The organism is Paraburkholderia sp. 2C (assembly GCF_054589215.1).
Window position 1 is genome coordinate 16,650 of sequence record NZ_BAAILL010000068.1, and the last position, 24,170, is coordinate 40,819.

The 24,170-nt window shown below is 64.9% G+C and carries 20 protein-coding genes, 1 pseudogene and 1 riboswitch; of the genes and pseudogenes, 12 read left to right on the forward strand and 9 right to left on the reverse strand.

What is annotated here, in order from left to right; translation table 11 throughout:
- Positions 1–106: 106 nt before the first annotated feature.
- From ribB to ACYPXD_RS31025, 4 genes are all read right to left on the reverse strand, one after another.
- A complete protein-coding gene (gene ribB / locus ACYPXD_RS31010; protein WP_459721034.1) occupies positions 107–877 on the reverse strand; it encodes a 3,4-dihydroxy-2-butanone-4-phosphate synthase in 771 nt (256 codons plus the stop codon).
- 122 nt (positions 878–999) lie between these two features.
- A riboswitch (FMN riboswitch) is annotated at positions 1,000–1,204 on the reverse strand.
- A gap of 110 nt (positions 1,205–1,314) precedes the next feature.
- Entirely contained in the window at positions 1,315–2,052 is a 738-nt protein-coding gene (locus tag ACYPXD_RS31015; RefSeq protein ID WP_459721037.1) for a helix-turn-helix domain-containing protein, read from the reverse strand.
- Positions 2,053–2,295: 243 nt separating this feature from the next.
- On the reverse strand, positions 2,296–3,465 hold the full coding sequence (locus ACYPXD_RS31020) for an MFS transporter (protein WP_459721040.1): 1,170 nt from the start codon (positions 3,463–3,465) through the stop codon (positions 2,296–2,298).
- Positions 3,466–3,533: 68 nt separating this feature from the next.
- Positions 3,534–3,938, reverse strand: coding sequence for a VOC family protein (locus tag ACYPXD_RS31025; RefSeq protein WP_459721043.1), 405 nt, complete (start codon positions 3,936–3,938; stop codon positions 3,534–3,536).
- 130 nt (positions 3,939–4,068) lie between these two features.
- Between ACYPXD_RS31025 and ACYPXD_RS31030 the strand changes: the two genes are divergently transcribed.
- The 12 genes and pseudogenes from ACYPXD_RS31030 to ACYPXD_RS31085 all read left to right on the forward strand — a co-directional run bounded on the left by ACYPXD_RS31030 (position 4,069) and on the right by ACYPXD_RS31085 (position 17,978).
- Complete coding sequence (locus ACYPXD_RS31030) at positions 4,069–5,055, forward strand: LysR family transcriptional regulator (protein ID WP_459721784.1); 987 nt, start codon at positions 4,069–4,071, stop codon at positions 5,053–5,055.
- Between the two features lie 192 nt (positions 5,056–5,247).
- Positions 5,248–6,624 carry a tRNA (N6-isopentenyl adenosine(37)-C2)-methylthiotransferase MiaB gene (gene miaB, locus ACYPXD_RS31035; protein ID WP_459721046.1) on the forward strand — a complete coding sequence of 459 codons (1,377 nt, stop codon included), beginning with the start codon at positions 5,248–5,250 and terminating at the stop codon, positions 6,622–6,624.
- A gap of 49 nt (positions 6,625–6,673) precedes the next feature.
- Entirely contained in the window at positions 6,674–7,792 is a 1,119-nt protein-coding gene (locus ACYPXD_RS31040; RefSeq protein WP_459721051.1) for a PhoH family protein, read from the forward strand.
- A complete protein-coding gene (ybeY, locus tag ACYPXD_RS31045; protein WP_459721055.1) occupies positions 7,789–8,250 on the forward strand; it encodes an rRNA maturation RNase YbeY in 462 nt (153 codons plus the stop codon). The genes ACYPXD_RS31040 and ybeY overlap by 4 nt, the downstream gene beginning before the upstream one ends.
- A gap of 129 nt (positions 8,251–8,379) precedes the next feature.
- A complete protein-coding gene (locus tag ACYPXD_RS31050; protein WP_459721058.1) occupies positions 8,380–9,108 on the forward strand; it encodes a gamma-glutamylcyclotransferase in 729 nt (242 codons plus the stop codon).
- Positions 9,109–9,450: 342 nt separating this feature from the next.
- On the forward strand, positions 9,451–10,347 hold the full coding sequence (locus tag ACYPXD_RS31055) for an HlyC/CorC family transporter (protein WP_459721061.1): 897 nt from the start codon (positions 9,451–9,453) through the stop codon (positions 10,345–10,347).
- 216 nt (positions 10,348–10,563) lie between these two features.
- Positions 10,564–12,390 (forward strand): apolipoprotein N-acyltransferase, encoded by a 1,827-nt coding sequence (lnt, locus tag ACYPXD_RS31060; protein WP_459721065.1) that lies wholly within the window; start codon positions 10,564–10,566, stop codon positions 12,388–12,390.
- Positions 12,391–12,553: 163 nt separating this feature from the next.
- Positions 12,554–13,561: a glycine--tRNA ligase subunit alpha gene (gene glyQ / locus ACYPXD_RS31065; protein WP_459721070.1), complete on the forward strand. Its 1,008-nt coding sequence runs from the start codon at positions 12,554–12,556 to the stop codon at positions 13,559–13,561.
- Positions 13,562–13,578: 17 nt separating this feature from the next.
- Positions 13,579–15,666, forward strand: a pseudogene (gene glyS, locus ACYPXD_RS31070) (glycine--tRNA ligase subunit beta); the annotation flags it as partial.
- Positions 15,564–16,256, forward strand: a complete 693-nt coding sequence (gene gmhB, locus ACYPXD_RS31075; protein ID WP_459721788.1) for a D-glycero-beta-D-manno-heptose 1,7-bisphosphate 7-phosphatase — start codon at positions 15,564–15,566, stop codon at positions 16,254–16,256. The pseudogene glyS and the gene gmhB, both read left to right, overlap by 103 nt.
- Before the next feature lie 40 nt (positions 16,257–16,296).
- On the forward strand, positions 16,297–17,055 hold the full coding sequence (locus ACYPXD_RS31080) for a lysophospholipid acyltransferase family protein (protein WP_459721073.1): 759 nt from the start codon (positions 16,297–16,299) through the stop codon (positions 17,053–17,055).
- A 65-nt stretch (positions 17,056–17,120) separates the two neighbouring features.
- Positions 17,121–17,978: a M48 family metallopeptidase gene (locus ACYPXD_RS31085; protein WP_459721076.1), complete on the forward strand. Its 858-nt coding sequence runs from the start codon at positions 17,121–17,123 to the stop codon at positions 17,976–17,978.
- Positions 17,979–17,989: 11 nt separating this feature from the next.
- Here ACYPXD_RS31085 and gloA read toward each other — a convergent pair whose 3' ends face one another.
- From gloA to pdxA, 5 genes are all read right to left on the reverse strand, one after another.
- Entirely contained in the window at positions 17,990–18,376 is a 387-nt protein-coding gene (gene gloA / locus ACYPXD_RS31090; RefSeq protein ID WP_459721079.1) for a lactoylglutathione lyase, read from the reverse strand.
- 87 nt (positions 18,377–18,463) lie between these two features.
- Entirely contained in the window at positions 18,464–19,618 is a 1,155-nt protein-coding gene (locus ACYPXD_RS31095) for a porin (protein ID WP_459721082.1), read from the reverse strand.
- 201 nt (positions 19,619–19,819) lie between these two features.
- On the reverse strand, positions 19,820–21,943 hold the full coding sequence (locus tag ACYPXD_RS31100) for a YadA family autotransporter adhesin (protein ID WP_459721085.1): 2,124 nt from the start codon (positions 21,941–21,943) through the stop codon (positions 19,820–19,822).
- 285 nt (positions 21,944–22,228) lie between these two features.
- Positions 22,229–23,098, reverse strand: a complete 870-nt coding sequence (gene rsmA, locus ACYPXD_RS31105; RefSeq protein ID WP_459721088.1) for a 16S rRNA (adenine(1518)-N(6)/adenine(1519)-N(6))-dimethyltransferase RsmA — start codon at positions 23,096–23,098, stop codon at positions 22,229–22,231.
- A gap of 31 nt (positions 23,099–23,129) precedes the next feature.
- Complete coding sequence (gene pdxA, locus ACYPXD_RS31110) at positions 23,130–24,152, reverse strand: 4-hydroxythreonine-4-phosphate dehydrogenase PdxA (protein ID WP_459721091.1); 1,023 nt, start codon at positions 24,150–24,152, stop codon at positions 23,130–23,132.
- Positions 24,153–24,170: the final 18 nt, after the last annotated feature.

The window sequence follows — 24,170 nt, forward strand, 5'->3', positions numbered from 1 at the left end:
GTGCGGTGCGGCGCGGTGCGGTGCGGTGCGGTGCGGCGCAGCGTGACGCGATCGCACAGCCGAAGCACGCGTGCTTCGTAAAACACGTGCCTCGCGCCATCAACGCTCAAGCCTCAGCCGCCTCTTCCGTCAACTCGCGAGCCGCCGCCAGCGCCTGTCGAAACTCGACGAGTTCCGCAATCGTCAGCATCGGCATTGCGTGCTGCGCGGCGAAGCGCTCGACATCGGCGCCGCGCATCATCGTGCCGTCGGCGTTCATCAACTCGCACAGCACGCCTGCAGGCTGGAGGCCCGCGAGTGTCACGAGGTCGACCGTGCCTTCGGTATGGCCGCGCCGCGCGAGCACGCCGCCCGGCATCGCGCGCAGCGGGAACACGTGGCCCGGCCGCACGATGTCGGCAGGCTTGGCGGTGTCCGCGATCGCGGCGCGGATCGTCGTCACGCGGTCGACGGCGGAAACGCCCGTCGACACGCCGTCGCGCGCCTCGATCGATACCGTAAACGCGGTGCCGTTGCGGCTCTCGTTGTTGGTCGTCATCGGCGGCAATTCGAGCGCGCGAATGCGCGCGTCGGTCAGGCACAGGCAGACAATGCCGCTGCATTCGCGGATCAGCAGCGCCATCATCTCCGTGCTCAGGCGCTCGGCGGCGACGATCAGATCGGCTTCGTTCTCGCGATCGTCATCGTCCTGCAGCACGACGGCGCGGCCATCGCGCAACGCCTGCAGCGCGCCGGCAATGCGCGGCGGGATTTCATCGGCGGGCGGCAACGGCAGATCGGCGAGCGCGTCGTCGGCTCGGATTGCGGGCTCGGGGAAAGTGGAAACCGCGGTGGAAACTGCGGTCGAAACCGCGGCGGATTGGGCGGTAAAGGACATGTGAAACGCTCCTCGCAAAGGTTCGGGCGAAAAACGTTTCAGGGCATTGCAAACAGACAAACGCGTCCAGACGATGCGCGATATCGCTACGCAAACGGCAATGGACGAACAGATGACTATCTGCACATCTTCTTCCATCCGGACTCTAACCGTCGGCTCTGGCCTCTCACCAGATCTGCTGACCTCGCACGTGCTTCGAACTGCCTTGAAAACACGTTCATGCGAGCGCTCGCGGGCTCGCAGACTGGTGTGCGCCTGACGCTCAGGATGGCACGACACCGTCTGCATACCGCCGGTGGGGAATTTCACCCCGCCCTGAAGACGTACTGATTGCCGGAGCGATTATTCCGGCGGGCAAAGAATACAACAATCGCCGATATCGTGCTGGACCTGCTTATCAGGTCCATGCGCGGCTGGATGCGCAGGCTCCCTGCCGCTTACACCGCGTGCCCCACGTCCCAGCGCGGCGGCGTCTCCGGATTCACGATCACGCGAAACGCGCGCGCCTCGGTATCGCCGGGGTTGCGCAGCGTATGCGGCTGATCGGCGTCGAACACGATCGCATCGCCGGTCGCGAGCAGTTGGCGCCGGTCGTGCACGCTGATCTCGAGCGTCCCCTCGCTGACGACAAGATTGACCGTCGTGCCCGGCGCGCGCCGCGTGCCCGGCTCCGTATGCAGCGGCGCAATGCGCAATTCGTGGAACTCGGCCGCCGCCGGTTCGGCATCCGGATACAGCGCGCGCGTCGCAAAGCGCCCGTTCGACGTCAAAAGCCGCGCCGCGCGATCGGCCGGTAAATGCTCGAAGCCGTGCACCGCGTAACGGCGCAAAAACGCCGACACCGATACCTTCAGCGCAGCCGCGATCTTCGACAACACCTTGATCGATGGCACGCTACGTGCCGATTCAATCTGCGCGAGCATCGCGCGCGAGACGCCGGACAGGCGCGCCAGCGCATCGAGCGACAACTGCCGTTCCGAGCGCAAACGCGCGAGGTTGACGCCGACTAGCTGTTCGAGCGCATCGATCGTTTCGGCGCCTGGCGTTTCCACGGCGGACGCCGCCACGGCGACGGTTTCAACAGCGGCCGGCTCCGCGGCCGTCGGCCCGTGAACATCGGCTGATCTCGTGCCGGAATCGCGCGGATCGCGCACAAGCGCAAGCGGGGAATGCATGACCTACCTCCTTGCGCGCCGCGTTCGCGCGGCGCAAGCATGACCGGAGGCAAGCCTAGCATCGGCGAGCACCAAGCCTAACCAAGATATCGTCACACCGATATCAGCTTCGCGGTCAGATGCTTGCTCGCGAAGAGCGCAACATGGAACGCGCGGTCGCCAATGCGGCGGTGACACGCACGCGCCCACGCACACGCATCTGTCGCGCAGCGACCGTCAACTGCCGCCGCCCCGCTTCTTCACTCAAACGCGCGCACGCTGCACAACCGTTGCGGGCGCATCGATCCGCGCTGCCACCCAGGTCAGCACAAGCGCCGCGATCGCAACCGCCGCCGCGACCCACGGCAGCGCATCGAGCCCATATCCATGCCCGATCGTGAGCCCGCCCAGCCACGCACCGGCCGCATTGCCGACATTGAACGCGCCGATATTGAGCGTCGAAGCGAGATTCGGCGCAGCCGCCGCCTTCTCGACCACGCGCATCTGCAGCGGCGGCACCGTCGCAAACGCCGCGATGCCCCACACGAACACCGTCACCGCCGCGGTGATCTGTGCATGGCTTGTGTGCGCGAACACCGCCATCACGACCGCGAGCACGGCGAGAATGCCCATCAGCGACGGCATCAGCGAGCGGTCCGCCAGCTTGCCGCCGATCGTGTTGCCGACCGTGAGCCCGACACCGAACAGCACGAGAATCAGCGTCACGCCATGCGGCGTGAAGCCGCTGACCTGTTCGAGAATCGGCGCGATATACGTGAACACGACGAACACGCCGCCAAAGCCCAGCACCGTCATCGCAAGCGCGAGCCACACCTGCGGCTCCTTCAGCACACGCACTTCGTGAGCGAGGTTCGCGGGTCCGCTGTCATGCCGGTTCGGTACGAGCGCGGTCACGCCCGCAAGCGACAGCACGCCGAGAGCGCTGACGATCCAGAACGCGACGCGCCAGCCGAACTGCTGACCGATAAATGTCCCGAACGGCACGCCGAGCACATTCGCGAGCGTCAGGCCCGTGAACATCAGCGCAATCGCGCTTGCCCGCTTTTCCAGCGGCACAAGCGATGCGGCCACCACCGCGCCGATGCCGAAGAACGACCCGTGCGCAAACGACGTCACGACACGCGCGACCATCAGCACACCGTAACTGGGCGCGATCGCGCACAGTACGTTGCCGACGATAAACACGCCCATCAGCAATTGCAGCGCAATCTTGCGCGGCATGCGGCTCGTGATGACGGCGAGCAGCGGCGCACCGACCGCGACGCCGAGCGCATAGCCGCTCACAAGCAGGCCGGCCGACGGCAGCGACACCGCGAGATCGTTCGCGACTTCGGGCAAGAGCCCCATGATCACGAATTCGGTCGTACCAATGGCAAACGCGCTGATGGCCAGCGCTAACAGCGGAATAGGCATTTCCAGATGCTCCAGGGATGACTCGGATCAGGTCAGGCGATTTGGCCACGCACGACGCATCGCTTGACTCACGAGACCGCGTTTTGCGCAGCCGTCACGAATTCGATGACGACGCCGGGCGCCAGCGCGACGAACAGTTGCACTTGCTGCGTGAGCGGCACTTCACTGCGCTGGTAGGCGACGCCCGCAGCCTCCATGCGCGCGATGAGTGCGCGCCACGCGTCGCGGCTGTCGACGCCAAACGCGATGTGGTCGATACGCGGCGCCACGCGGCCGGGCGCGGGTTCATCGGGCGAAGCCGCGGGCAACGTCGAATCGACGAGATGAATCACCGCTCGCCCATCCGCATACAGCCACGCGCCGTCGACGCGAAACGGCGGCCTCGCACCGTCGACGAGACCGACGACATCGACAAAGAAACGGCGCGCCGCATCGAGATCGGGCGTCACGATCGTTGCATGGTCGAGATGCATGGCAGCGCTCCAGGGTTTTCACCGATGCGACGCATTGTGAGCGCAAAGCGTCGCTTTGAGAATTGACCTAACATTTGAAGGATTCTCAAAAATTTTTTGAATATAGATCGGTCTGAAGACCATGGAAGAGATCAACAATCTCGGCGACATCCGGCTCTTCGTCGAAGCCGCGCAACTGGGCAGCCTTTCCGCCGCGGGACGCAAGCTGGGCCTGACGCCCGCGGCCGCCAGCGCGCGCCTCGCGAAACTCGAAAGCGGCCTGAAGGCGCGACTTTTCGAACGCACGACGCGGCAACTGCGGCTCACCGACGAAGGCCGGCTGTTCCTGCAGGGCTGCCGTCAGGCGCTGGGCGCGCTCGACGACGCACAGATGGCGCTGCAGGCGGGCCAGAACGTCGTGCGCGGCAAGGTACGCATTTCGACGACGTCGGATTTCGGCCGCAATCTGCTGATGCACTGGCTCGACGAATTCAACGCGCTGTACCCGGACGTGACGTTCGGCCTCACGCTGTCCGATTCGCTGTCGAACCTCGTGCAGGAAGACATCGACCTCGCCATCCGCTTCGGCGTGCCGCCCGACAGTTCGCTCGTCGCGCGGCGGCTTGCGCCGAATCCGCGCGTCGTGTGCGCGTCGCCCGAGTATGTCGAGCGCCACGGCCAGCCCGAGCATCCGCGCGACCTCGCGCGCTTTCACTGCATTGTGCTTTCAACCGCGTCCGGCCCCGTCAACGAATGGCGTTTTACGCGCGGCGACGAGGTCGAGGTCTACACGGTGCCGCTCGACGCCGCGCGCGAAACGAACGACGGCGCCGTCGCCCGCGAATGGGCGCTGCGCGGTTACGGAATCGTCGTGAAATCGATGTGGGATGTGGAGGCGGATCTGCGTTCGGACGGCCTGCGCGTGCTGCTGCCCGGCTGGCGCTATCCGGACGCGCCGCTGCACGCGCTTTACCATCGCAACCGCTTTATGGCGCCGCGCGTGCGTGTGCTGCTCGATTTTCTGGCCGGGCGTTTCACGCGCGCCCTGGCCGAACTCGAAGCGCGCTGCGGCTATCCGGATTCCCCGGATGGCGCGCCCAAACCAGCGCCGGAAAAGGCGCTCGGTGAACGGCTATAATAGCGGACTACACTGCAAACACGCCCCCTTCAGCCCCGATTGCATACCGAATTGCGGCCGAATGGCCTTGAATGCGCCCTGAATGCGCCCTGAATAGCCCTTCAATTGCCGCCTGCGGACCAGGCCCGCGTTTGCACCCCACTTCAATTTGAACCGCGCCCCCAGGTCAACCACTGCGAACGGCGAACCTAGATGACCAAGAAAGTTTATGTAAAGACCTTCGGCTGCCAGATGAACGAGTACGACTCCGACAAGATGGTCGACGTACTCGGCGCCGCTGAAGGACTCGTGAAAACCGACACGCCGGAAGACGCGGACGTCATTCTGTTCAACACGTGCTCGGTCCGCGAAAAAGCGCAGGAAAAAGTCTTCTCCGACCTCGGCCGCGTGCGCGAACTGAAAGAAGCGAACCCGAATCTGCTGATCGGCGTGGGCGGCTGCGTCGCGAGCCAGGAAGGCGCGTCGATTGTTTCGCGCGCGCCGTACGTGGACCTTGTATTCGGCCCGCAAACCTTGCACCGTCTGCCGCAGATGATCGACGCGCGCCGCGCAAGCGGCCGTCCGCAAGTCGACATCACGTTCCCCGAGATCGAAAAGTTCGACCATCTGCCGCCCGCGCGTGTCGAGGGCCCCAGCGCATTCGTGTCGATCATGGAAGGCTGCAGCAAGTACTGCAGCTATTGCGTCGTGCCGTACACGCGCGGCGAAGAAGTCTCGCGCCCGCTCGACGACGTGCTGACCGAAGTCGCGGGCCTCGCCGACCAGGGCGTGCGCGAAGTGACGCTGCTCGGGCAGAACGTCAACGCCTATCGCGGGGCACTGACCGCCGGCTCGAGCGACATCGCGGACTTCGCGACGCTGATCGAATACGTCGCCGACATCCCCGGCATCGAGCGCATCCGCTACACCACGTCGCATCCGAAAGAATTCACGCAGCGGCTCATCGATACCTACGCGAAGGTGCCGAAGCTCGTGAGCCACCTGCATCTGCCCGTGCAGCACGGCTCCGACCGCGTCCTGATGGCGATGAAGCGCGGCTACACGGTGCTCGAGTACAAGTCCGTGATCCGCAAGCTGCGCGCGATCCGTCCGGACCTGTCGCTGTCGACGGACATCATCGTCGGCTTCCCCGGCGAAACCGAAGACGATTTCGCGAAGACGATGTCGCTCGTTCACGACATGAGCTACGACACGAGCTTCTCGTTTATCTATAGCCCGCGTCCGGGCACGCCCGCGGCGAATCTGCACGACGACACGCCGCGCGAGGTCAAGCTGCAACGGCTGCAACATTTGCAGGCGACCATCGAGCAGAACGTCGCGCGCATCAGCGAGGCGATGGTCGGCAAGGTCGAGCGCATTCTGGTCGAACGGCCGGCGCGCAAGGATCCGACCACCGAACTCGCGGGCCGCACCGAAAACAACCGCGTCGTCAATTTCCCGGCGCCGCTCGAATCGCATGCGCGGCTGATCGGACAAATGATCGACGTGAAAATCGTCCGTGCGTACCCACATTCGTTAAGGGGCGAACTCGTGCTCGCGCACGAACACTCCCCCGAGACCACTCACTGAGCGACGCCAGGCACACCGCGCCGCGCACCGACAGGATCGAACCATCGCCTTGAAGACCACTCAGCAACAACTGGAATTCACTGCACCGCGCGATGACAACGCGCGGCTCGCCAACCTCTGCGGCCCGCTCGACGAAAACCTGCGGCAGATCGAACAGGCGCTCGACGTCACGCTGCAACGTCGCGGCCACCGCATCAGCATTCGCGGCCGCGGCGCGAAAGTCGCGCTGAATGCGCTCGAAAACTTCTACAACAGCGCGCGCGATCCACTGTCGGTCGACGATATCCAGCTCGCGCTCGTCGAATCGCGGCATCCGGCAAACACCGCGGGCAACAACGGCCGCCCGAACGGCGATGGCGAAGCGGACGCGCGCGGGTTGGATCCACGCTTTCGCGGCGACCCCGATCATCCGTTCGACGAACCGGCGAACGTCGCCGCCGAAGACGACGAAGAATACGGTCCGAAGCTCTATACGCGCCGCGCCGATCTGCGCGGCCGCACGCCCGCGCAGCGCGAATATCTGAAGCAGATCGTCGCGCACGACGTCACGTTCGGCGTCGGACCCGCTGGCACCGGCAAGACCTATCTTGCCGTTGCCTGCGCGGTCGACGCGCTCGAGCGCGATCAGGTGAAGCGCATCGTGCTCACGCGCCCCGCGGTCGAAGCCGGCGAGCGGCTCGGTTTTCTGCCGGGCGACCTCGCGCAGAAGGTCGATCCGTACCTGCGGCCGCTCTACGACGCGCTTTACGACCTGCTCGGCTTCGACAAGACCGCGAAAATGTTCGAACGCCAGATGATCGAGATCGCGCCGCTCGCCTATATGCGCGGCCGTACGCTGAATCATGCGTTCATCATCCTGGACGAGGCGCAGAACACGACGCCCGAGCAGATGAAGATGTTCCTCACGCGTATCGGCTTCGGCTCGAAGGCCGTGGTCACCGGCGACACCACCCAGATCGACTTGCCGCGCGGCCAGAAAAGCGGGCTGATCGAAGCGGAGCAGGTGCTGTCGAACGTGCGCGGCATTGCACTGACGCGCTTTACGAGCGCGGACGTCGTGCGTCACCCGCTCGTCGCGCGCATCGTCGAAGCGTACGACGCGCACTCGAAGAAAGAAGACAAAGCGGCCGCGCCGGCGCAGGCTCGAGCAGGCGCCAAAGCCGAATGAGCCGTGCACCGAAACTTTCGCTGAACCTGCAGTTTCCCGCGGCGAAAGCATGGCCCGAGCACAAGGCACTGCTGCCGCGCACAACCGTCGCAAGCTGGATCAAGGCGGCGCTTTTCGCCGACGCGGAACTGGCCGTGCGCTTCGTCGACGCGGAAGAAGGCCGCACCCTGAACCGCACCTATCGCGGCAAGGATTACGCGACCAATGTGCTGACCTTTGCGTACGCGGAGTCGGAAGACGACCCGGTCAGCGGCGATCTGATCCTCTGCTGTCCGGTCGTCGAAAAGGAAGCAGCCGAACAGCATAAGCCGCTTGCCGCGCACTATGCGCACCTTATCGTTCACGGTACCCTGCACGCTCAGGGCTACGATCACGAGAACGATGCCGATGCGCAGGAGATGGAAGCGATCGAAAAGGACGTGCTGGCCGGGCTCGGTTTTCCGGACCCTTACCGCTGAACCCGCGGCGGCAACGGCGTGTCAAACCGCGCCTGATGCCGCGTTTCGCCGTCGTGCTGTCATGGTCGACGCCCTGCGGCGACACACGTCTGATTGCGGCCCTTATGCGCCGCTTATCCGGAACGCACCGTGACTGCCCGCCATCCCGACCCCACACCGCGCACTCAGCCCGACGGCCCCGGCTATCCGCCGGCGCTCGGCGAATCGCGGCTGCTCTCGGACGACGAATTGCGTGCGTCGATGGATAAAACGCTCTCACGCTGGGACCGCGCGAGCGACCTCTGGCTGTTCGGCTACGGCTCGCTGATCTGGAACCCCGGTTTGCCGACCGCCGAAGCCGTCCGCTCGCGCGTGCACGGCTACCACCGTGGGCTCTACCTGTGGTCGCGCGTGAATCGCGGCACGCCGGAGCAACCGGGCCTCGTGCTCGCGCTCGACCGTGGCGGTTCGTGCAGCGGCATCGCGTTTCGCCTCGCGGCGGAAGGCTCGATCCCGCACCTCGAAGCACTGTGGCGCCGCGAAATGGCAATGGGTTCATACCGTCCCGCATGGCTGCCGTGCGTGCTCGCGGACGGACGGCGCGTCGACGCGCTTGCGTTCGTGATGCGCCGCGACGTGCCCAGCTATACGGGCAAACTTTCCGACGAAATCGTGCGCACCGTATTCGACTGCGCATGCGGCCGTTATGGCACGACGCTCGATTACGTGAGCCGCACCGTCGACGCACTGCGCAAAAGCGGCATGCCCGACCGCGCGCTCGAAGCGCTGCTCGCGCGCTGCGAACGGCAAGCACAGCAAGCCCAGGCCGCGGGGGCCGCCACTCCGGCAACCGGGCCCGGCGAACGGACCCCGACGTAAAGCGCCCCGGCGCGCAAAAATGGCATCGGCCGGCGGCTTGCACCGCGACGGCGGTGGCCACACATTAAATTTCTTCACCTCACGCCGCGGGTTTATCCGTTACGATAAAAACACGCACCGCCCGCAAGCACGACCGCGAGCATCGCGGCGAACGCCCGTGCAGAATCCTCCGACTCTCCGGTGCGCGCCGACCGGCGGCCCTGCCGGGGCCAAACCAGGTCACGCGCCGGCCAGCCTCGGCCCGCCATACGGCCGTGCCGGGCGGGACACGGATGGGCCATGCGCGTGGTGTATCCTTAACACTCTGCAACAGCGCGCCGGGCACGAGCCGGGCGCACTACCATGAACGACACGTATCCCAGTCGACGATCCGCCAGCGACAAACCCACCGAAAAGCGCTCACTGCTCGAGCGACTGACCGACTTCATCTCGCCAGAGCCCGACTCACGCGGCGAACTCCTCGAAATCCTGCAGGATGCGCACGAGCGCAACCTGATCGACGCCGACTCGCTGTCGATGATCGAAGGCGTGTTCCAGGTCTCGGAACTCTCCGCACGCGACATCATGGTGCCCCGCGCACAGATGGACGCGATCAACATCGCCGATGCGCCCGCCGACTTCATCCCGTTCATGCTCGAAAAAGCGCACTCGCGCTACCCGGTCTACGAAGGCAATCGCGACAACGTGATCGGCGTGCTGCTCGCGAAAGACCTGCTGCGCTACTACGCGGAAGAAGAATTCGACGTGCGCGGCATGCTGCGGCCCGCGGTGTTCATTCCGGAATCGAAGCGCCTCAATGTGCTGCTGCACGACTTTCGCGTGAACCGCAATCACATCGCGATCGTCGTCGACGAATACGGCGGCGTCGCGGGGCTGATCACGATCGAGGACGTGCTCGAGCAGATCGTCGGCGATATCGAGGACGAATACGACTTCGACGAGGAAAGCGGCAATATCATCGCATCGCCGGACGGACGTTACCGCGTGCGCGCGCTGACCGAAATCGAGCAGTTCAACGAAGAATTCGGCACGCACCTGTCGGACGAAGAAAACGATACGATCGGCGGGCTCGTCACGCATCACTTCGGGCGCGTGCCGCATCGCGGCGAAAAGGTGCGGCTGGGCGACCTGATTTTCGAAGTGCTGCGCGCCGACGCGCGGCAAATTCATATGCTGCTCGTGCGCAAGGATCCGCTCGCGGGCCAGCGCGAACGCGATGCCCAGCACGTGGGAACCTGACCGCGCTTTGCGGATCCGTCTGCAAGCGCCGCAATGCTGCGGCAGCCGAACGCGCGCGGCGCGTATATAGTCCGCACGCCGTGGCCGCGATCCTCGCCGCAAGAGAAAGCAGTCGGGGCATGTAAGCGGGAAGCCGCCGCCGCACGCTACTGCACGTAGCCCGCATAAACCGCACATAAACCGCACGTAACGCTACACCACCATAACGAACGCAACATGGCCGACCCGATCCCTTCCCGTCTGCCCCGTGGCGTGACACCCAACGACGCGGCAGCAGGCGGCCGCGCGTTGCCGCGCTGGCACTATCTCGCGGCGCTCGCCGCGGGCGCCCTCAACACGCTGTCGTTCGCGCCGACGCCGCATGGCGGCTGGCTCGAACTCGCGGTCTTCGTTTTCTTCTATGCGTGGCTGACGCGCGCGACCGGCTGGAAGAGCGCCGCGCTGACCGGCTTCGCGTTTGGCTTCGGCAACTTCGTGACGGGCATCTGGTGGCTGTATGTGAGCATGCACGTCTATGGCGGCATGCCCGCGCCGCTGGCCGGCGGTGCAGTCGTGCTGTTCTCGATCTATCTCGCGCTATACCCGGCGTTTTCGGCGGCCTTGTGGTCGTTCTGCGCGGGACACGCGCGCAACGGCAAAGCCGACGACACGCCGTTTGCGCCGACGTGGCATGGCGCCTTCGCATTCGCGAGCGCATGGGCGCTCGGCGAGTGGCTGCGTGGCACGGTGTTCACCGGCTTTCCTTGGCTCGCGAGCGGCTATCCGCAAGTCGACGGGCCGTTTGCGGGCTTTGCGGCGCTCGCGGGTGCGTATGGCGTCGGCTGGGTGCTCGCGCTGACGGCTGCATTGATTGCGCAGGCGCTGCTGCGCGTGCGCGGCAATGGCAAGCGCCGTGGTGCGACGAACCATGATCCACGCGGCAACCCGCCCGCCGCACGAACGGGCCCCGCACGCATCGTCGCGCCCGCGGCCATTGCCATCGCACTGATCGCCGCCGGCTTGCTGCTGCCGCTCGCGTCATGGACGCATCCGGCGAACGCCACGCTAAGCGTGCGCCTGCTGCAAGGCAATGTGAAACAGGACATGAAATTCGAAGAAGCGAGCGTGATCGAGGAAATCGCCGAATATCAGAAGATGATCATCGCGAAGCCCGCCGACCTGATCGTCACGCCCGAAACCGCGATTCCGGTGCTTGCGCAGGACATCCCCGTCGCGTTCGCGGAAACGATCCGCGGCTTTGCCGATTCGACCGGCTCGTCGATCCTGTTCGGCGCGATCGGCGGCACGATCACGCCGGACGGTCAGGTGGTCGACTATACGAACAGCTTCTACGGCATCACGCCGAACGATAAAAGCGTGTACCACTACGCCAAGCATCATCTCGTGCCGTTCGGTGAATTCGTGCCGTGGGGCTTCCACTGGTTCGTCAACCTGATGAACATCCCGCTCGGCGATTTCGCGCGCGGCGCAGCGGTGCAAAAGCCATTCTTCGTGCATAACCAGGCGGTGTCGGTCGATATCTGCTACGAGGATATTTTCGGCGAAGAGATCGCGCGCACGATCCGCGAGAACCCGACGCCGGCCGGCATACTGATCAACGTGACGAATCTCGCGTGGTTCGGCGACACGATCGCGCTCGACCAGCATCTGCAGATGGCGCGCATGCGTTCGCTCGAAACGGGCCGGCCGATGCTGGCCGCGACCAACACCGGCGTAACCGCCGCCATCGACGACCACGGCAAGGTCATCGCGCGCCTGCCGACGTTCACCGAAGGCTCGCTCGAGGTGACGATTCAGGGCATGGCCGGCGACACCCCGTACATCGCGAGCGGCAACAACACGGTGCTCGCGGCGTCGCTGTTTCTGCTCGCGTTCGGGTTCGCGTTCGGCCCGTCGCGCGCGGACCGCCGCCGCAAGGACGCCGGCAAGCAAGCCGACGAACATGGCAACGAGCACGGCGACAAACACGCCGGTAAGCACGCCGATAAGCACGCGAACCAGGCCGCGCACGATGATGCAAACCGCAACGACCCCGTCAACTGAACCGGGCTGAGCGGCACGCAAAGTCTCAACGCAACGCCAATCCGGTAAAATTCAAGGTTTTAGCACTGGGCCGCGCGACGGCCCGCCGCCGGACCGGAGTATGCAGCGGTCGGTCCCGCGGCGGTTCGAATGCGCGCCGCACTTCCCGCCGGAAAGGCACTTCATGCTCACGTTTCAGCAAATCATCCTGACGCTGCAGTCCTACTGGGACAAGCAGGGTTGCGCGCTGCTCCAGCCGATCGACATGGAAGTCGGCGCCGGCACCTCGCACGTCCATACGTTCCTTCGCGCAATCGGCCCGGAGCCGTGGCGCGCGGCCTACGTGCAGCCGTCGCGCCGTCCGAAGGACGGCCGCTACGGCGAGAACCCGAACCGCCTGCAACACTACTACCAGTACCAGGTCGTGCTGAAGCCGGCCCCTGCAGACATCCTCGACCTGTACCTCGGTTCGCTCGAAGCGCTCGGCTTCGATCTGAAGCAGAACGACGTGCGCTTCGTCGAAGACGACTGGGAAAATCCGACGCTCGGCGCATGGGGCCTCGGCTGGGAAGTGTGGTTGAACGGCATGGAAGTCACGCAGTTCACGTACTTCCAGCAGGTCGGCAAACTCGACTGCAAACCGGTGCTCGGCGAAATCACGTACGGGCTCGAGCGTCTCGCGATGTACCTGCAAAAGGTCGAAAACGTCTACGACCTCGTCTGGACCGAGTGGGAAGAACAAGGCCCGAACGGCCCCGAAACGCGCCGCCTCACCTATGGCGACGTGTATCACCAGAACGAAGTCGAACAGTCGACGTATAACTTCGAACAGGCGAACGTCGAATTGCTGTTCACGTTCTTCAACAGCTACGAAAGCGAAGCGAAGCGGATGATCGAAGCGCACCTGCCGCTGCCCGCGTACGAGCTCGTGCTGAAGGCCGGTCACACGTTCAACCTGCTCGATGCGCGCGGCGCGATCTCGGTCACCGAACGCGCGGCGTATATCGGCCGCATCCGCAATCTGTCGAGCTTCGTCGCGCAGGCCTATTACGATTCGCGCGAAAAGCTCGGCTTCCCGATGCTCGGCAATCCGGTGCACGCGGTGCCCGGCCTCGAAACCGACGAACAGGAAGCCGCGAAACCGGCCTGGGCGCCGTCGCTGAAGCTCGAGCCGAAGTTCGACAAAGACTGACGAGACAAGAACACATCATGCATTCCCAACACGCCACCCTGCTCGTCGAACTGTTGACCGAAGAGCTGCCGCCGAAAGCGCTGGCGCGCCTCGGCGACGCATTCGCCGAAGGTATTGCGCAGCGCCTCGCGGCGCGCGATCTGATCGAAGGCGAGCTGTCGTTCGAGCGCTATGCGACGCCGCGGCGCCTCGCGGTTACCGTCAACAACGTGCGCGCGGTCGCGCCGGAAAAGCACGTGCGCGAGAAGGTGCTGCCGGTGTCGGTCGCGCTCGATGCGAACGGTCAGCCCACCGCGCCGCTTGCGAAGAAACTCGCCGCGCTCGGCTTTCCCGACTTTTCGGTCAGCGATCTCGAACGTGCGTCGGACGGCAAGGCCGAAGCGTTCTTCCTGCGCTATGCGGCGCCCGGCGCGACGCTCGCGGAAGGCCTGCAGGCCGCGCTCGACGAAACGCTCGCGAAGCTGCCGATCCCGAAGGTCATGACGTACCAGCGTCCGGACGGCACCAACGTGCAGTTCGTGCGCCCCGTGCATCGCCTGACGGTTCTGCACGACAACCAGATCGTGCCCGTCAGCGCGTTCGGCATCGATGCCGACGATACGACGCTCGGCCACCGCTTCCTGTCCGAGGGCTTCGTGCAGATCCAGCATGCGAAGGCGTATGCGGAAACCTTGCGTCACCGCGGTCACGTGGTCGCGAACTTCGCCGACCGCAAGGCCGTGATCCGCTCGCACCTGCTCGCGCATGCGAACGGCGACGAGGTCGTGATGCCCGACGCGCTGCTCGACGAAGTCACGTCGCTTGTCGAATGGCCGGTTGTCTACGCATGCCGTTTCGAGGACGAATTCCTGCAGGTGCCGCAGGAATGCCTGATTCTCACGATGCAGACAAACCAGAAGTATTTCGCGCTCACCGATGCGAACGGCAAGCTGCGCTCGCGCTTTCTGATCGTCTCGAACATCGAGACCGACACGCCCGACGACATCGTCGAGGGGAACGAACGTGTCGTGCGCCCGCGTCTCGCCGATGCGAAATTCTTCTTCGAACAGGACAAGAAGAAGCCGCTCGCGGACCGCGTGCCGCTGCTGGCGAACGTCGTCTATCACAACAAGCTCGGTTCGACGCTGCAGCGCGTCGAGCGTATCGAAGCGCTCGCCGGCGAGATCGCGGCAACGACAGGTGCCGACGTCGCGCTCGCGAAACGCGCCGCGCGCCTCGCGAAGGCGGATCTGCTAACCGACATGGTCGGCGAGTTCCCCGAGCTGCAAGGCACGATGGGCACGTACTACGCGCGCCACGACGGCGAGCCCGAAGAAGTCGCGCTCGCGTGCTCGGAACACTATCAGCCGCGTTTCTCCGGCGATGCGCTGCCCGCCACCGCGACCGGCACGACCGTCGCGCTCGCGGACAAGCTCGAGACGCTCGTCGGCATCTGGGGCATCGGCCTGCAGCCGACCGGCGAAAAAGACCCGTTCGCGCTGCGCCGCCATGCGCTCGGCGTGCTGCGCATTCTGGTCGAGAAGCAATTGCCGGTCGATCTCGTCGAATTGCTGCGCGCCGCGCACAAGCAGTTCGCCGCGCTGCCGGGCGTCGCCGATTCGACGGCCGCGCTCTATGAATTCTTTATGGATCGCCTGCGCGGTCTGTTGCGCGAGCGCGGCTATGGCGCGGGCGAAATCGACGCGGTGCTCGCGCTGAATCCGGCGCGCCTCGACGATATCGTCGCGCGCCTCGACGCCGTGCGCGAATTCGCGGCACTTGCCGAAGCGGCATCGCTCGCGGCCGCCAACAAGCGGATTTCGAATATCCTGAAGAAGTCCGAAGGCGCAGCGGCCGACGGCGCGCCGGCCATCGTGCAGACGGCACTGCTCGTCGAAAGCGCCGAAAAAGCGCTGCACGCGCAGCTCGAGCAGGTCGCGCCGCGTGTGCAGTCGCAGCTCGCGGAACGGCAGTACACGGGCGCGCTGTCGGCGCTCGCGGCGCTGCGCGAACCAGTCGACACATTCTTCAACGACGTGATGGTCAACGCCGAAGACCCGGCGTTGCGCGCGAACCGGCTCGCCCTGCTCGGCGCACTGCACCAGCAGATGAACTGCGTCGCCGATATTTCGCGGCTCGCCGCCTGAGTGCCCACATCATGGCAAGCACAAAGAAACTCGTGGTGCTCGACCGGGACGGCGTGATCAACGTCGATTCCGAGGCGTTCATCAAGTCGCCGGACGAATGGGTCGCCCTGCCCGGCAGTCTCGATGCGATCGCACGGCTCAATCAGGCCGGCTACCGCATTGCGATCGCAACGAACCAGTCGGGCATCGGTCGCGGCCTCTTCGACATGGCCGCGTTGAACGCGATGCATGAAAAGATGCATCGGATGGCGGCCATGGTCGGGGCGCGCATCGACGCAATCTTCTTCTGTCCGCACACGGCCGAAGATCAGTGCGAATGCCGCAAGCCGAAGCCCGGCATGCTGAAGATGATCGCCGAGCGTTACGACGTCGATCCGAAAGGCACGCCCGCGGTCGGCGACTCGCTGCGCGATCTGCAGGCGGGCGCGGCGCTCGGCTTCACGCCGCATCTGGTGCTGACCGGCAAGGGGCAAAAAACGCTCGCTGCCGGCGGCCTGCCCGAAGGCACGCGCATTCACGACGACCTGCGCGCGTTTGCTTTGGACTTCCTCGCCGAAGAACAGGATTGATGCGCGTCGTGCGCATCACCGTTACCCGTTGAACCGACCGATGCGCTTTATACGCTCCCTGCTGCTTTTCGTCTTTTTCATCGTCTTCACGGCTCCGTATGCAACGGCGTGCTTTATCGCATTTCCGTTCATGCGCGCGGACGGCCGCTACTGGATGGCGGTCGGCTGGTGCAAATCCGTGCTCGTGGTGCTGCGCGGCTTGAATGGCATCCGTCATCGGGTGCAGGGATTCGAGAATCTGCCCGATGGCCCGGCCGTGCTGCTATCGAAGCATCAGTCCGCGTGGGAAACGCTCGCCTTCCCCGCACTGATGCCGCGGCCGCTCTGCTATGTGTTCAAGCGCGAACTGCTGTACGTGCCGTTTTTCGGCTGGGCGCTCGGCATGCTGAAGATGGTTCATATCGACCGCAAGGAAGGCAAGCACGCATTTGCGTCGGTGACGAGACAAGGCAAGCGGCGCATGCAAGAAGGCGCATGGGTCATCATGTTTCCCGAAGGCACGCGCACGCCGACCGGCAAGCAAGGCAAGTACAAAACCGGCGGCGCGCGCTTCGCGATCGCGACCGGCGCGCCTGTCGTGCCGATCGCCCATAACGCGGGACGTGTGTGGCCGCGCAACTCGTTTATCAAATATCCGGGTATAGTCACGGTGTCGATCGGCAAGCCGATCGACACGCGCGGGCTCACGCCCGATGAAGTGAACATGCGCGTCGAAACATGGATCGAAGCCGAGATGCGACGCATCGATCCTGCCGCTTATGGCGCCGGGCACAACGCGCCTGCCGCCGCGCAAATCTGACGCGCGCACGCCGCCTCTTCGTCGTATTTGTCATCGAGACGGCGTATTAGCGTGAAGCGAGTCCGATGCAGAAGTCTTCCAAGCCGCAACCCGCCGCGGCGCTCGATAGCCGGCAACTCGATCTGCCGCTCTTCGAAGCGCCCGGCCTGTCCGAATCGCCGTCGCCGCAAAAACCGGCGGTGCCGCTTGCGCCCGATGGCACGAAGTTGCGCCACGTTACGCTTGGCGCGCGTTCGCTCTACTACCATCTGAAACGTTCGTCGCGCCGCTCGATCGGCTTCGCGATCGACAGCACGGGGCTCACGATCACCGCGCCGCGCTGGGTCACGCTGACCGACATCGAAACCGCGATCGCCGAAAAACAGCGCTGGATATTTAACAAGCTCACCGAATGGCAGACGCGTGTCGAACAGCGTGCGTTGCCGCGCGTCGACTGGAAAGATGGCGCGCAGGTGCCGTATCTCGGCCACCCGGTGCGCGTGACGCTTGGCGCGCCGAACGGCACGCTGCTTTTCGATGAAAAAGCGGCAACGCTCGCGCTGCCGCTGCCGATGCAGGCCGACCCGCAGCAGATCAAGGACCGCGTGCAAGGCTGGCTGCAAAGCGAGGCGAAGCGCCTGTTCGGCGAACGCCTTGATGTCTACGCGGAAAAACTCGGCGTGAACTACCGCGCGTACGCGCTTTCATCGGCGGCGACGCGCTGGGGCAGTTGCTCGAGCGACGGTAAGATTCGCCTGAACTGGCGGCTCATTCACTTCCCGGTGTCGATCATCGACTATGTCGTCGCACACGAACTTGCGCACTTGCGCGAGATGAACCACAGCCCGCGCTTCTGGCAAACGGTCGAATCGATTTTTCCCGAGTTCCGCGAAGCGCGGCAGACGCTCAAGCACCATCCGCCCGAGTTGCTGCCGGCGCTCTGAGTGCGGGCCGGTTACGACTTCTTCTGGATGAACTCGATCTTGTAGCCGTCCGGGTCGGCGATGAATGCGATCACCGTCGTGCCGTGTTTCATCGGGCCGGCTTCGCGCACCACCGTGCCGCCCTGCGCCTTGATTTTTTCGCACGCGGCGTACGCATCTTCGACTTCGATCGCGAGATGGCCGAAGCCGCTGCCGAGGTCGTACGACTCGGTGTCCCAGTTGTGCGTCAATTCGATGACCGTGCCTTCACGCTCGTCCGTGTAGCCGACGAAGGCGAGCGTGAATTTGCCGTCCGGATAATCCTGGCGGCGCAGCACTTTCATGCCGAGCAGTTCGGTGTAGAACTTGATCGAGCGATCGAGATTGCCGACGCGAAGCATGGTGTGGAGAAAGCGCATCGTGAGCTCCTGATTGCGGGGTGTCGAGGACGTAAATGTACCGAAAAAGCCGGGTGTTCGCTGAGGGGCGGGCCGCCCGCTTACGCGTCAAAAAAGATGCCGAAGGCCCGCCATCAGGCCGATCTGCGTGCTCTTCTGCGCGAGCCCGACACCATTGACGCCCTGCAGCTGCGCGCCGATCAGATCGCCACGATACAGCGCATAGTCCGCTTCGACATAAACATCCGTGCGCTTCGAAAGGTTGTAGTCGGCGACGAACTGGTACTGCCAGGCGGAGCCGTCCTGCGCGGGAGTTTTGCCGTCCTGCAGCGTGCGCCACACGTTGACCGCGAGATGCCACGCGTCGCCGAGCGCCTGCGTGATGCCGCCCAGTATCATGCGGCGCCGCGAAAAATCGGTGTATTTGAGCGCGGCGAGCACGGGCGCCGTAAACGGTCCGTTAGCGAAATTCGAAAAACCCGGATCGTTGCGATTGACGATATAACCGAGCGCAACCCGCGTACCGTCCCATAGGTACGAACCGCCGAACGTCCACGCCTTCGCGGTGCTGCCGTTCACCGAATCGCGCGTCTGCTCATAGGCGCCGCCCAGGTTGAGCGGGCCGCCCTTCGGCGCATACGCAGCGGCCGCGCCGAACTGCGAGCCATACGATGTGTGCCCTGCGACGCCGCCGAACGCGTACGCGGCGGCGAACATCAGGCCGTCCCTTCGCGCCTGATACTGCACCTGATTGCTGGTCCAGATGCCGCCTGACATCGTGACTTCCGGCTGGAAACTGAAATCGTAGGGGATCCACGGGTTGCTGCCGTAGCCGCCGATCGTGATGCCTTCGATCAGCACGTTCGGCTGCCGCCCGAAGATGAGCCGTCCATACGAAGACGATTGCACGCCAACCTGCGCTTCGTTGATAAACGGCAGCGTCGTGTCGCTCTGTCCGGAGTTGATGTAGAAGCGGTTTTCGAGCCGGAAGAACGCAGACCAGCCGCCGCCCAGCTCCTCGGTGCCGCGCAGCCCCCAGCGGCTCTCGCTCATGCCGCCGTTGCCGAGGCCGACCGTCGAATCGCCCGCCTTGTTCGTGTGCGTCATATAGCGAACGCTTTCGTCGACGATTCCATACAGTGTGACGCTCGACTGCGCGTGCGCCGGCAACGCGGCGAGCGCGAACATGAGCGCGATCGCGGCCAGCGCCGTCGGTACGGCGGACGGCGCGAGGAAACGGATCCCCCTTCGGGCCTTCACCATGCCGTCTCCTTGTATGGCGCGTCGGTCGGAACGCGCTCATGCGGCCTGAATCGGTTTCGAACGGCGGAGAAACGTCGGAGCAGACTGAAAGCAGACTACGGAGTCCGCAGCATGATGCCTGACGTAAGGGGGAATGTGCGAAAAATGTAAATATCGCGACTTCGCCAACTCAAGCTGAAGGCTGCCGCCGCGGCGCGGCGATCACCACTGGAAACCCGCGCCCGCCACCACACCGACATTGCCGTTAGTGCTCGTATTGCCCGACAGCTTCACGACGAACTTGTTGTTCTGCGTCACATACGACGCACCGAAGGCGGCGCCCGACTGGCCGCCGTAGCGCGCACCGGCAACCGCGACCATCGTCTTGCCGGGCTGCGTCGGCTGCGGCAAGCCTGCGACCGCCATCGCCGCCGCGGTGCCCGCATTCGCGCCTTTCGCGACGTTGTTGATCTGCCCTTGCAAGCCGGAAATCTGCTGGTTCGTGTTCGCGACCGTGGCATTCAGTTGATTGACGTTGACCGCATCGGTACCCTGCACGCCCGCGGCGACGTTGACGATTTGCCGCTCGCCGCCCGCCGTGCCGACCGACACGGTGTTCTCGCGATTCGCCACCGCATTGGCGCCCAGCGCAACCGAATTGTTCGCCGCTGCATTCGCCTGCGAACCGAGCGCCACCGAAGCGGCGCCCGACGCCTGCGCACGGTCGCCGAGCGCGGTCGAATCGTTGCCGGTCGCGCTCGCCCCGCCGCCGGCCGCAAACGAGTTCGAGCCGCTCGCGACAGCAGGTCCGCTCACGGTGCTCGATGCAATCGCGGTCGAGCCGTTTGCGTGGTAGTTCTGCACGGTCTGGCCGAGCATCGCGAGCTGTTCGTTCGTCGCGTATAGCTGCGCGCCGGTGACCGCATCGGTACTCGTCGCGCTCAGATCCGCGTCCTGGAGATTCGACAGCGCCACGCGCGTCGTCGTGCCGGCTCCGCCGAGCGTGACACGGTCATGGGCCGAGCTGTCGTAAGCGATGATGTCGGCCGCATCGACTTGCCCCGCGGCATCGACGCCCGCCCTGAGCGCCGCGCCGCGCAGCAGTCCATTGTTGCCGCCCGTGCTGGTGCCGCCCGGCAGCGCCGCCGCGATTGCCGCGTTCATCTGGCCGAACGTCACGGCGTCGCTGTAATTCACGCCGTCCGCGACATTGACGATGCGACGCTTCGCGGTATTCGAGCCCACTGCGAATGTGTTGGCCTGGCTGGTTGACGATCCCGCGCCGATCGCAATCGCACTGACGGCTGTCGCACGCGCGTTTGCGCCGATCGCCAGCGCGTTGTCGCCGGTCGCCTGCGCGTACCCGCCGATTGCGACCGAATTCTCTCCCGACGCGGTCGCATCCAGCGCCGTTGTGTCGCCGAACTTGACGTATTTGAGCTTCGCCGAAATGCCGGCAGCCGCGGCGGACGTGTCCGTGATCCGCTGATCGAGCGCATCGACCGCACCGCCGACACCAATGACCGTGTCGCCGCCGACCGTGTACCGCGGCATCGTCACGCTGCCGTCCGCAACGACGACCGAGCCGCCGCCGAGCGCGGCCGCGATGCTGCTCGCCGAACCGTAGAGCTGCGCGCCGTTGATCGCGTCCTTGCTGCCCGGGTTGACCGCGCCCGCCTTGACGTTCGTGATCGTCGTGCCCGCCGTGCCGCCCGCAAGCGTCACCTTGCTACGCGTCAGGTCGTCGTACGCCACGAATGCGTTGGTCGGACTGCCGGACGTGTCGACGGTCAAGCCGGCCGCCTTCAGTTGGGCGACGTTGACCGCGTCGGTGTCGTTGATACCCGCCGACATGTTGGTGAGCCGCCGCGTCAGCGTGCCCGTCAGATTCTGATTGAGCGCGGCAGTATCCGATGAATTGCCGTCGCCGCCGTCGCTATAAGTGCCCTTCAGCGGATTGTCGCCGACACGGCCAAGCGACACGGTGTTCGCTTCCGTCGCGACCGAGCCGGTGCCGAGCGCGACGCTGTTCCGCGCGCCGCTCGCGACATAGGCAGCCGCGCCGACCGCGCTGCCGAAATAGGCGTACGTCTGTGTGCTGAAGCCGAAGCCGGTCGCAAAGCTCACGTTGGCCGGCACATAACCGTACGCGCCGACCACGGTCTCCGCCAGATTATGCGCAGCATCCTTCACCCCGGCATTCGCAAAGCAGCCGCCGACGACCGACCATGTGCCGCTGCCGGCATTCGTCGTCGTACAGTTTTGCCCGGTTGCCTTGTCGGTATCGTTGATCGTAATCGCGCTGGCGAATAAGGGGCCCGCGGCAGTCAGCCCAGCGGTTCCCAACGCAATCGCAGCGATGCCGGTCGCGAACCTTGCGCGCGGTGCCGGCTGGCGCGGCCGACTGTTAAAGTTTTCGCACACGGCAGTGCGAATCGGCGTAACAGCACATCGGATCAGCGGACGGTTGGCATTCATTTTCTAATCCTAATTAAGTTGAACGAATGCGCTGAAGTATAGAAACGTGCAGACGCGCGCCCTTATAGGACCAGTCCGAAAAACCTCGAATTCAACTTAGTCCGCGATGTCACGCGGACAGGATAGAAAGATGAACCAACAGGCGATTTTCGCCTAGCCGCGCGAAGCCGATAACGCCTGAGCGACGCGCACATACTCGTCGACCGGCACGTCTTCGGCGCGCCGTGCGAGATCGAAGCCGAGCGCATCGAAATCGACTGCGTCGCGATACGCGGACAGCGTATTGCGCAGCATCTTGCGTCGCTGCGAGAACGCAGCGGTCACGACTTCGCCGAGCGCCGTTTCGTCGACGTCGGGCAATTCGTGCGGCGCGTAGGGGATCATCCGCACGATTGCCGAATTGACCTTCGGCGGCGGCTGAAACGATTCGGGCGGCACATCGAGCAGCTTGTCGATCACATACCGGTACTGCAGCATGACCGACAGACGGCCGAACGCCTTGCTGCCCGGCTCGGCCACCATCCGCTCGACCACTTCGTCCTGCAGCATGAAGTGCTGGTCGATCACATCGCGCGCGAAGGTCGTGAGATGAAACAGCAGCGGGCTCGAGATGTTGTACGGCAGATTGCCGACGATGCGCAGCGACGGCTTGCGTTCGCGCGCATCGCTTGCCGTATCGGTTGAAACACCACGCGCCGCCAGCGTGCTGAAATCGAATGCCAGCGCATCGCCTTCATGCAACTGAAGACGCTCGCCGAATTTCTCCTTGAGCCGCGCGATCAGATCGCGGTCGAGTTCGACCGCATGCAACGGCGATTCGGGCGTGGCGAGCCGTTCGATCAGCGGCTCGGTCAAGGCGCCGAGGCCCGGCCCGATTTCGACCATGCGCTCGCCGCGTTGCGGGCGAATCAGATCGACGATCGAATCGATGATGCCGAGATCGACGAGGAAGTTTTGCCCGAACCGCTTGCGCGCGAAATGGCCCTGGTGTTGCCGGCTGGGATGCGGTCTCGTCGATGACATCGAAATCGGAATAGAAAAGTGCGGCCGGCAATCAGGCGCCGCGCCGATGGCGCGCCATCGACACCGCGGTATCGATCGCGGCGATCAGGCTGCCGGCGTCGGCGCGGCCCGTGCCGGCCAGATCGAGTGCGGTGCCGTGATCGACAGACGTGCGGATGATCGGCAGACCGAGCGTGACGTTGATGCCCTCGCCGAAGGTCGCGTACTTCAGCACGGGAAGGCCCTGGTCGTGGAACATCGCGAGCACGCAGTCGGCTTCGGTCAGATAGCGCGGCTGAAACAGCGTATCGGCCGGATACGGACCGCGCGCATCGATGCCCTGCGCGTTCGCCTGCGCGAGCGCCGGCGTAATCACGTCGATTTCCTCGCGGCCGAGGTAGCCGTTCTCGCCCGCATGCGGATTGAGGCCGGTGACGAGAATGCGCGGCGCAGGCAGGCCGAAATGATGGCGCAAGTCGTGACTGATGATACGCAGCGTATCGACGATACCGTCGATGGTGAGCGCCGCCGCGACATCCTTCAACGGCAGATGCGTGGTCGCGAGCGCAACGCGCAGCGGACGCTGGCCCGTGCCGGCGAGCATCATCACGACGTGCGGCGTGTGCGTGCGCTCGGCCAGATATTCGGTGTGGCCGGTGAACGGCACGCCGGCGTCGTTGATCGTGCTCTTTTGCAGCGGCGCGGTGACGATCGCATCGAACCGGCCGGCCACGGCGCCGTCGATCGCGGCATCGAGCAGCGCCAGCACATAGCGGCCGTTTGCCGCGTCGAGTTTGCCGGCCCGCGACGGCACGCCAAGCGCGTGATGCAGCACCTCGACGCGCCGCCCTTGCAACGCATTCCAGTCGACGCCGACCGCCTGCGCGCGCTCGGCGAGCAGCGCTGCGTCGCCGAGCACCGTGAAGTGCGCGTCGGGCCAGTGCGCGCCGGCTGCCGCCAGTGCCTGCGCGGTCAACTCGGGACCCACGCCTGCCGGCTCGCCGGTCGTGATCGCGATGTTCAGCGACGCGGAACGCGGCGAAGCGGATGCAGCAGGCGAGGTGTCGGTCGTCATGACTTCCGTGATGGCAAT

Bases quoted from the DNA above. Each gene is read 5' to 3' on its own strand.
- glyQ (WP_459721070.1), top strand. From the start codon at position 12,554: ATGCTCACGTTTCAGCAAATCATCCTGACGCTGCAGTCCTACTGGGAC.
- rsmA (WP_459721088.1), bottom strand. From the start codon at position 23,098: ATGTCATCGACGAGACCGCATCCCAGCCGGCAACACCAGGGCCATTTC.
- ybeY (WP_459721055.1), top strand. From the start codon at position 7,789: ATGAGCCGTGCACCGAAACTTTCGCTGAACCTGCAGTTTCCCGCGGCG.
- ACYPXD_RS31085 (WP_459721076.1), top strand. From the start codon at position 17,121: ATGCAGAAGTCTTCCAAGCCGCAACCCGCCGCGGCGCTCGATAGCCGG.
- ACYPXD_RS31055 (WP_459721061.1), top strand. From the start codon at position 9,451: ATGAACGACACGTATCCCAGTCGACGATCCGCCAGCGACAAACCCACC.
- ACYPXD_RS31095 (WP_459721082.1), bottom strand. From the start codon at position 19,618: ATGGTGAAGGCCCGAAGGGGGATCCGTTTCCTCGCGCCGTCCGCCGTA.
- gloA (WP_459721079.1), bottom strand. From the start codon at position 18,376: ATGCGCTTTCTCCACACCATGCTTCGCGTCGGCAATCTCGATCGCTCG.
- ACYPXD_RS31015 (WP_459721037.1), bottom strand. From the start codon at position 2,052: ATGCATTCCCCGCTTGCGCTTGTGCGCGATCCGCGCGATTCCGGCACG.
- ACYPXD_RS31020 (WP_459721040.1), bottom strand. From the start codon at position 3,465: ATGCCTATTCCGCTGTTAGCGCTGGCCATCAGCGCGTTTGCCATTGGT.
- miaB (WP_459721046.1), top strand. From the start codon at position 5,248: ATGACCAAGAAAGTTTATGTAAAGACCTTCGGCTGCCAGATGAACGAG.
- lnt (WP_459721065.1), top strand. From the start codon at position 10,564: ATGGCCGACCCGATCCCTTCCCGTCTGCCCCGTGGCGTGACACCCAAC.
- ACYPXD_RS31025 (WP_459721043.1), bottom strand. From the start codon at position 3,938: ATGCATCTCGACCATGCAACGATCGTGACGCCCGATCTCGATGCGGCG.
- ACYPXD_RS31080 (WP_459721073.1), top strand. From the start codon at position 16,297: ATGCGCTTTATACGCTCCCTGCTGCTTTTCGTCTTTTTCATCGTCTTC.
- pdxA (WP_459721091.1), bottom strand. From the start codon at position 24,152: ATGACGACCGACACCTCGCCTGCTGCATCCGCTTCGCCGCGTTCCGCG.
- ribB (WP_459721034.1), bottom strand. From the start codon at position 877: ATGTCCTTTACCGCCCAATCCGCCGCGGTTTCGACCGCAGTTTCCACC.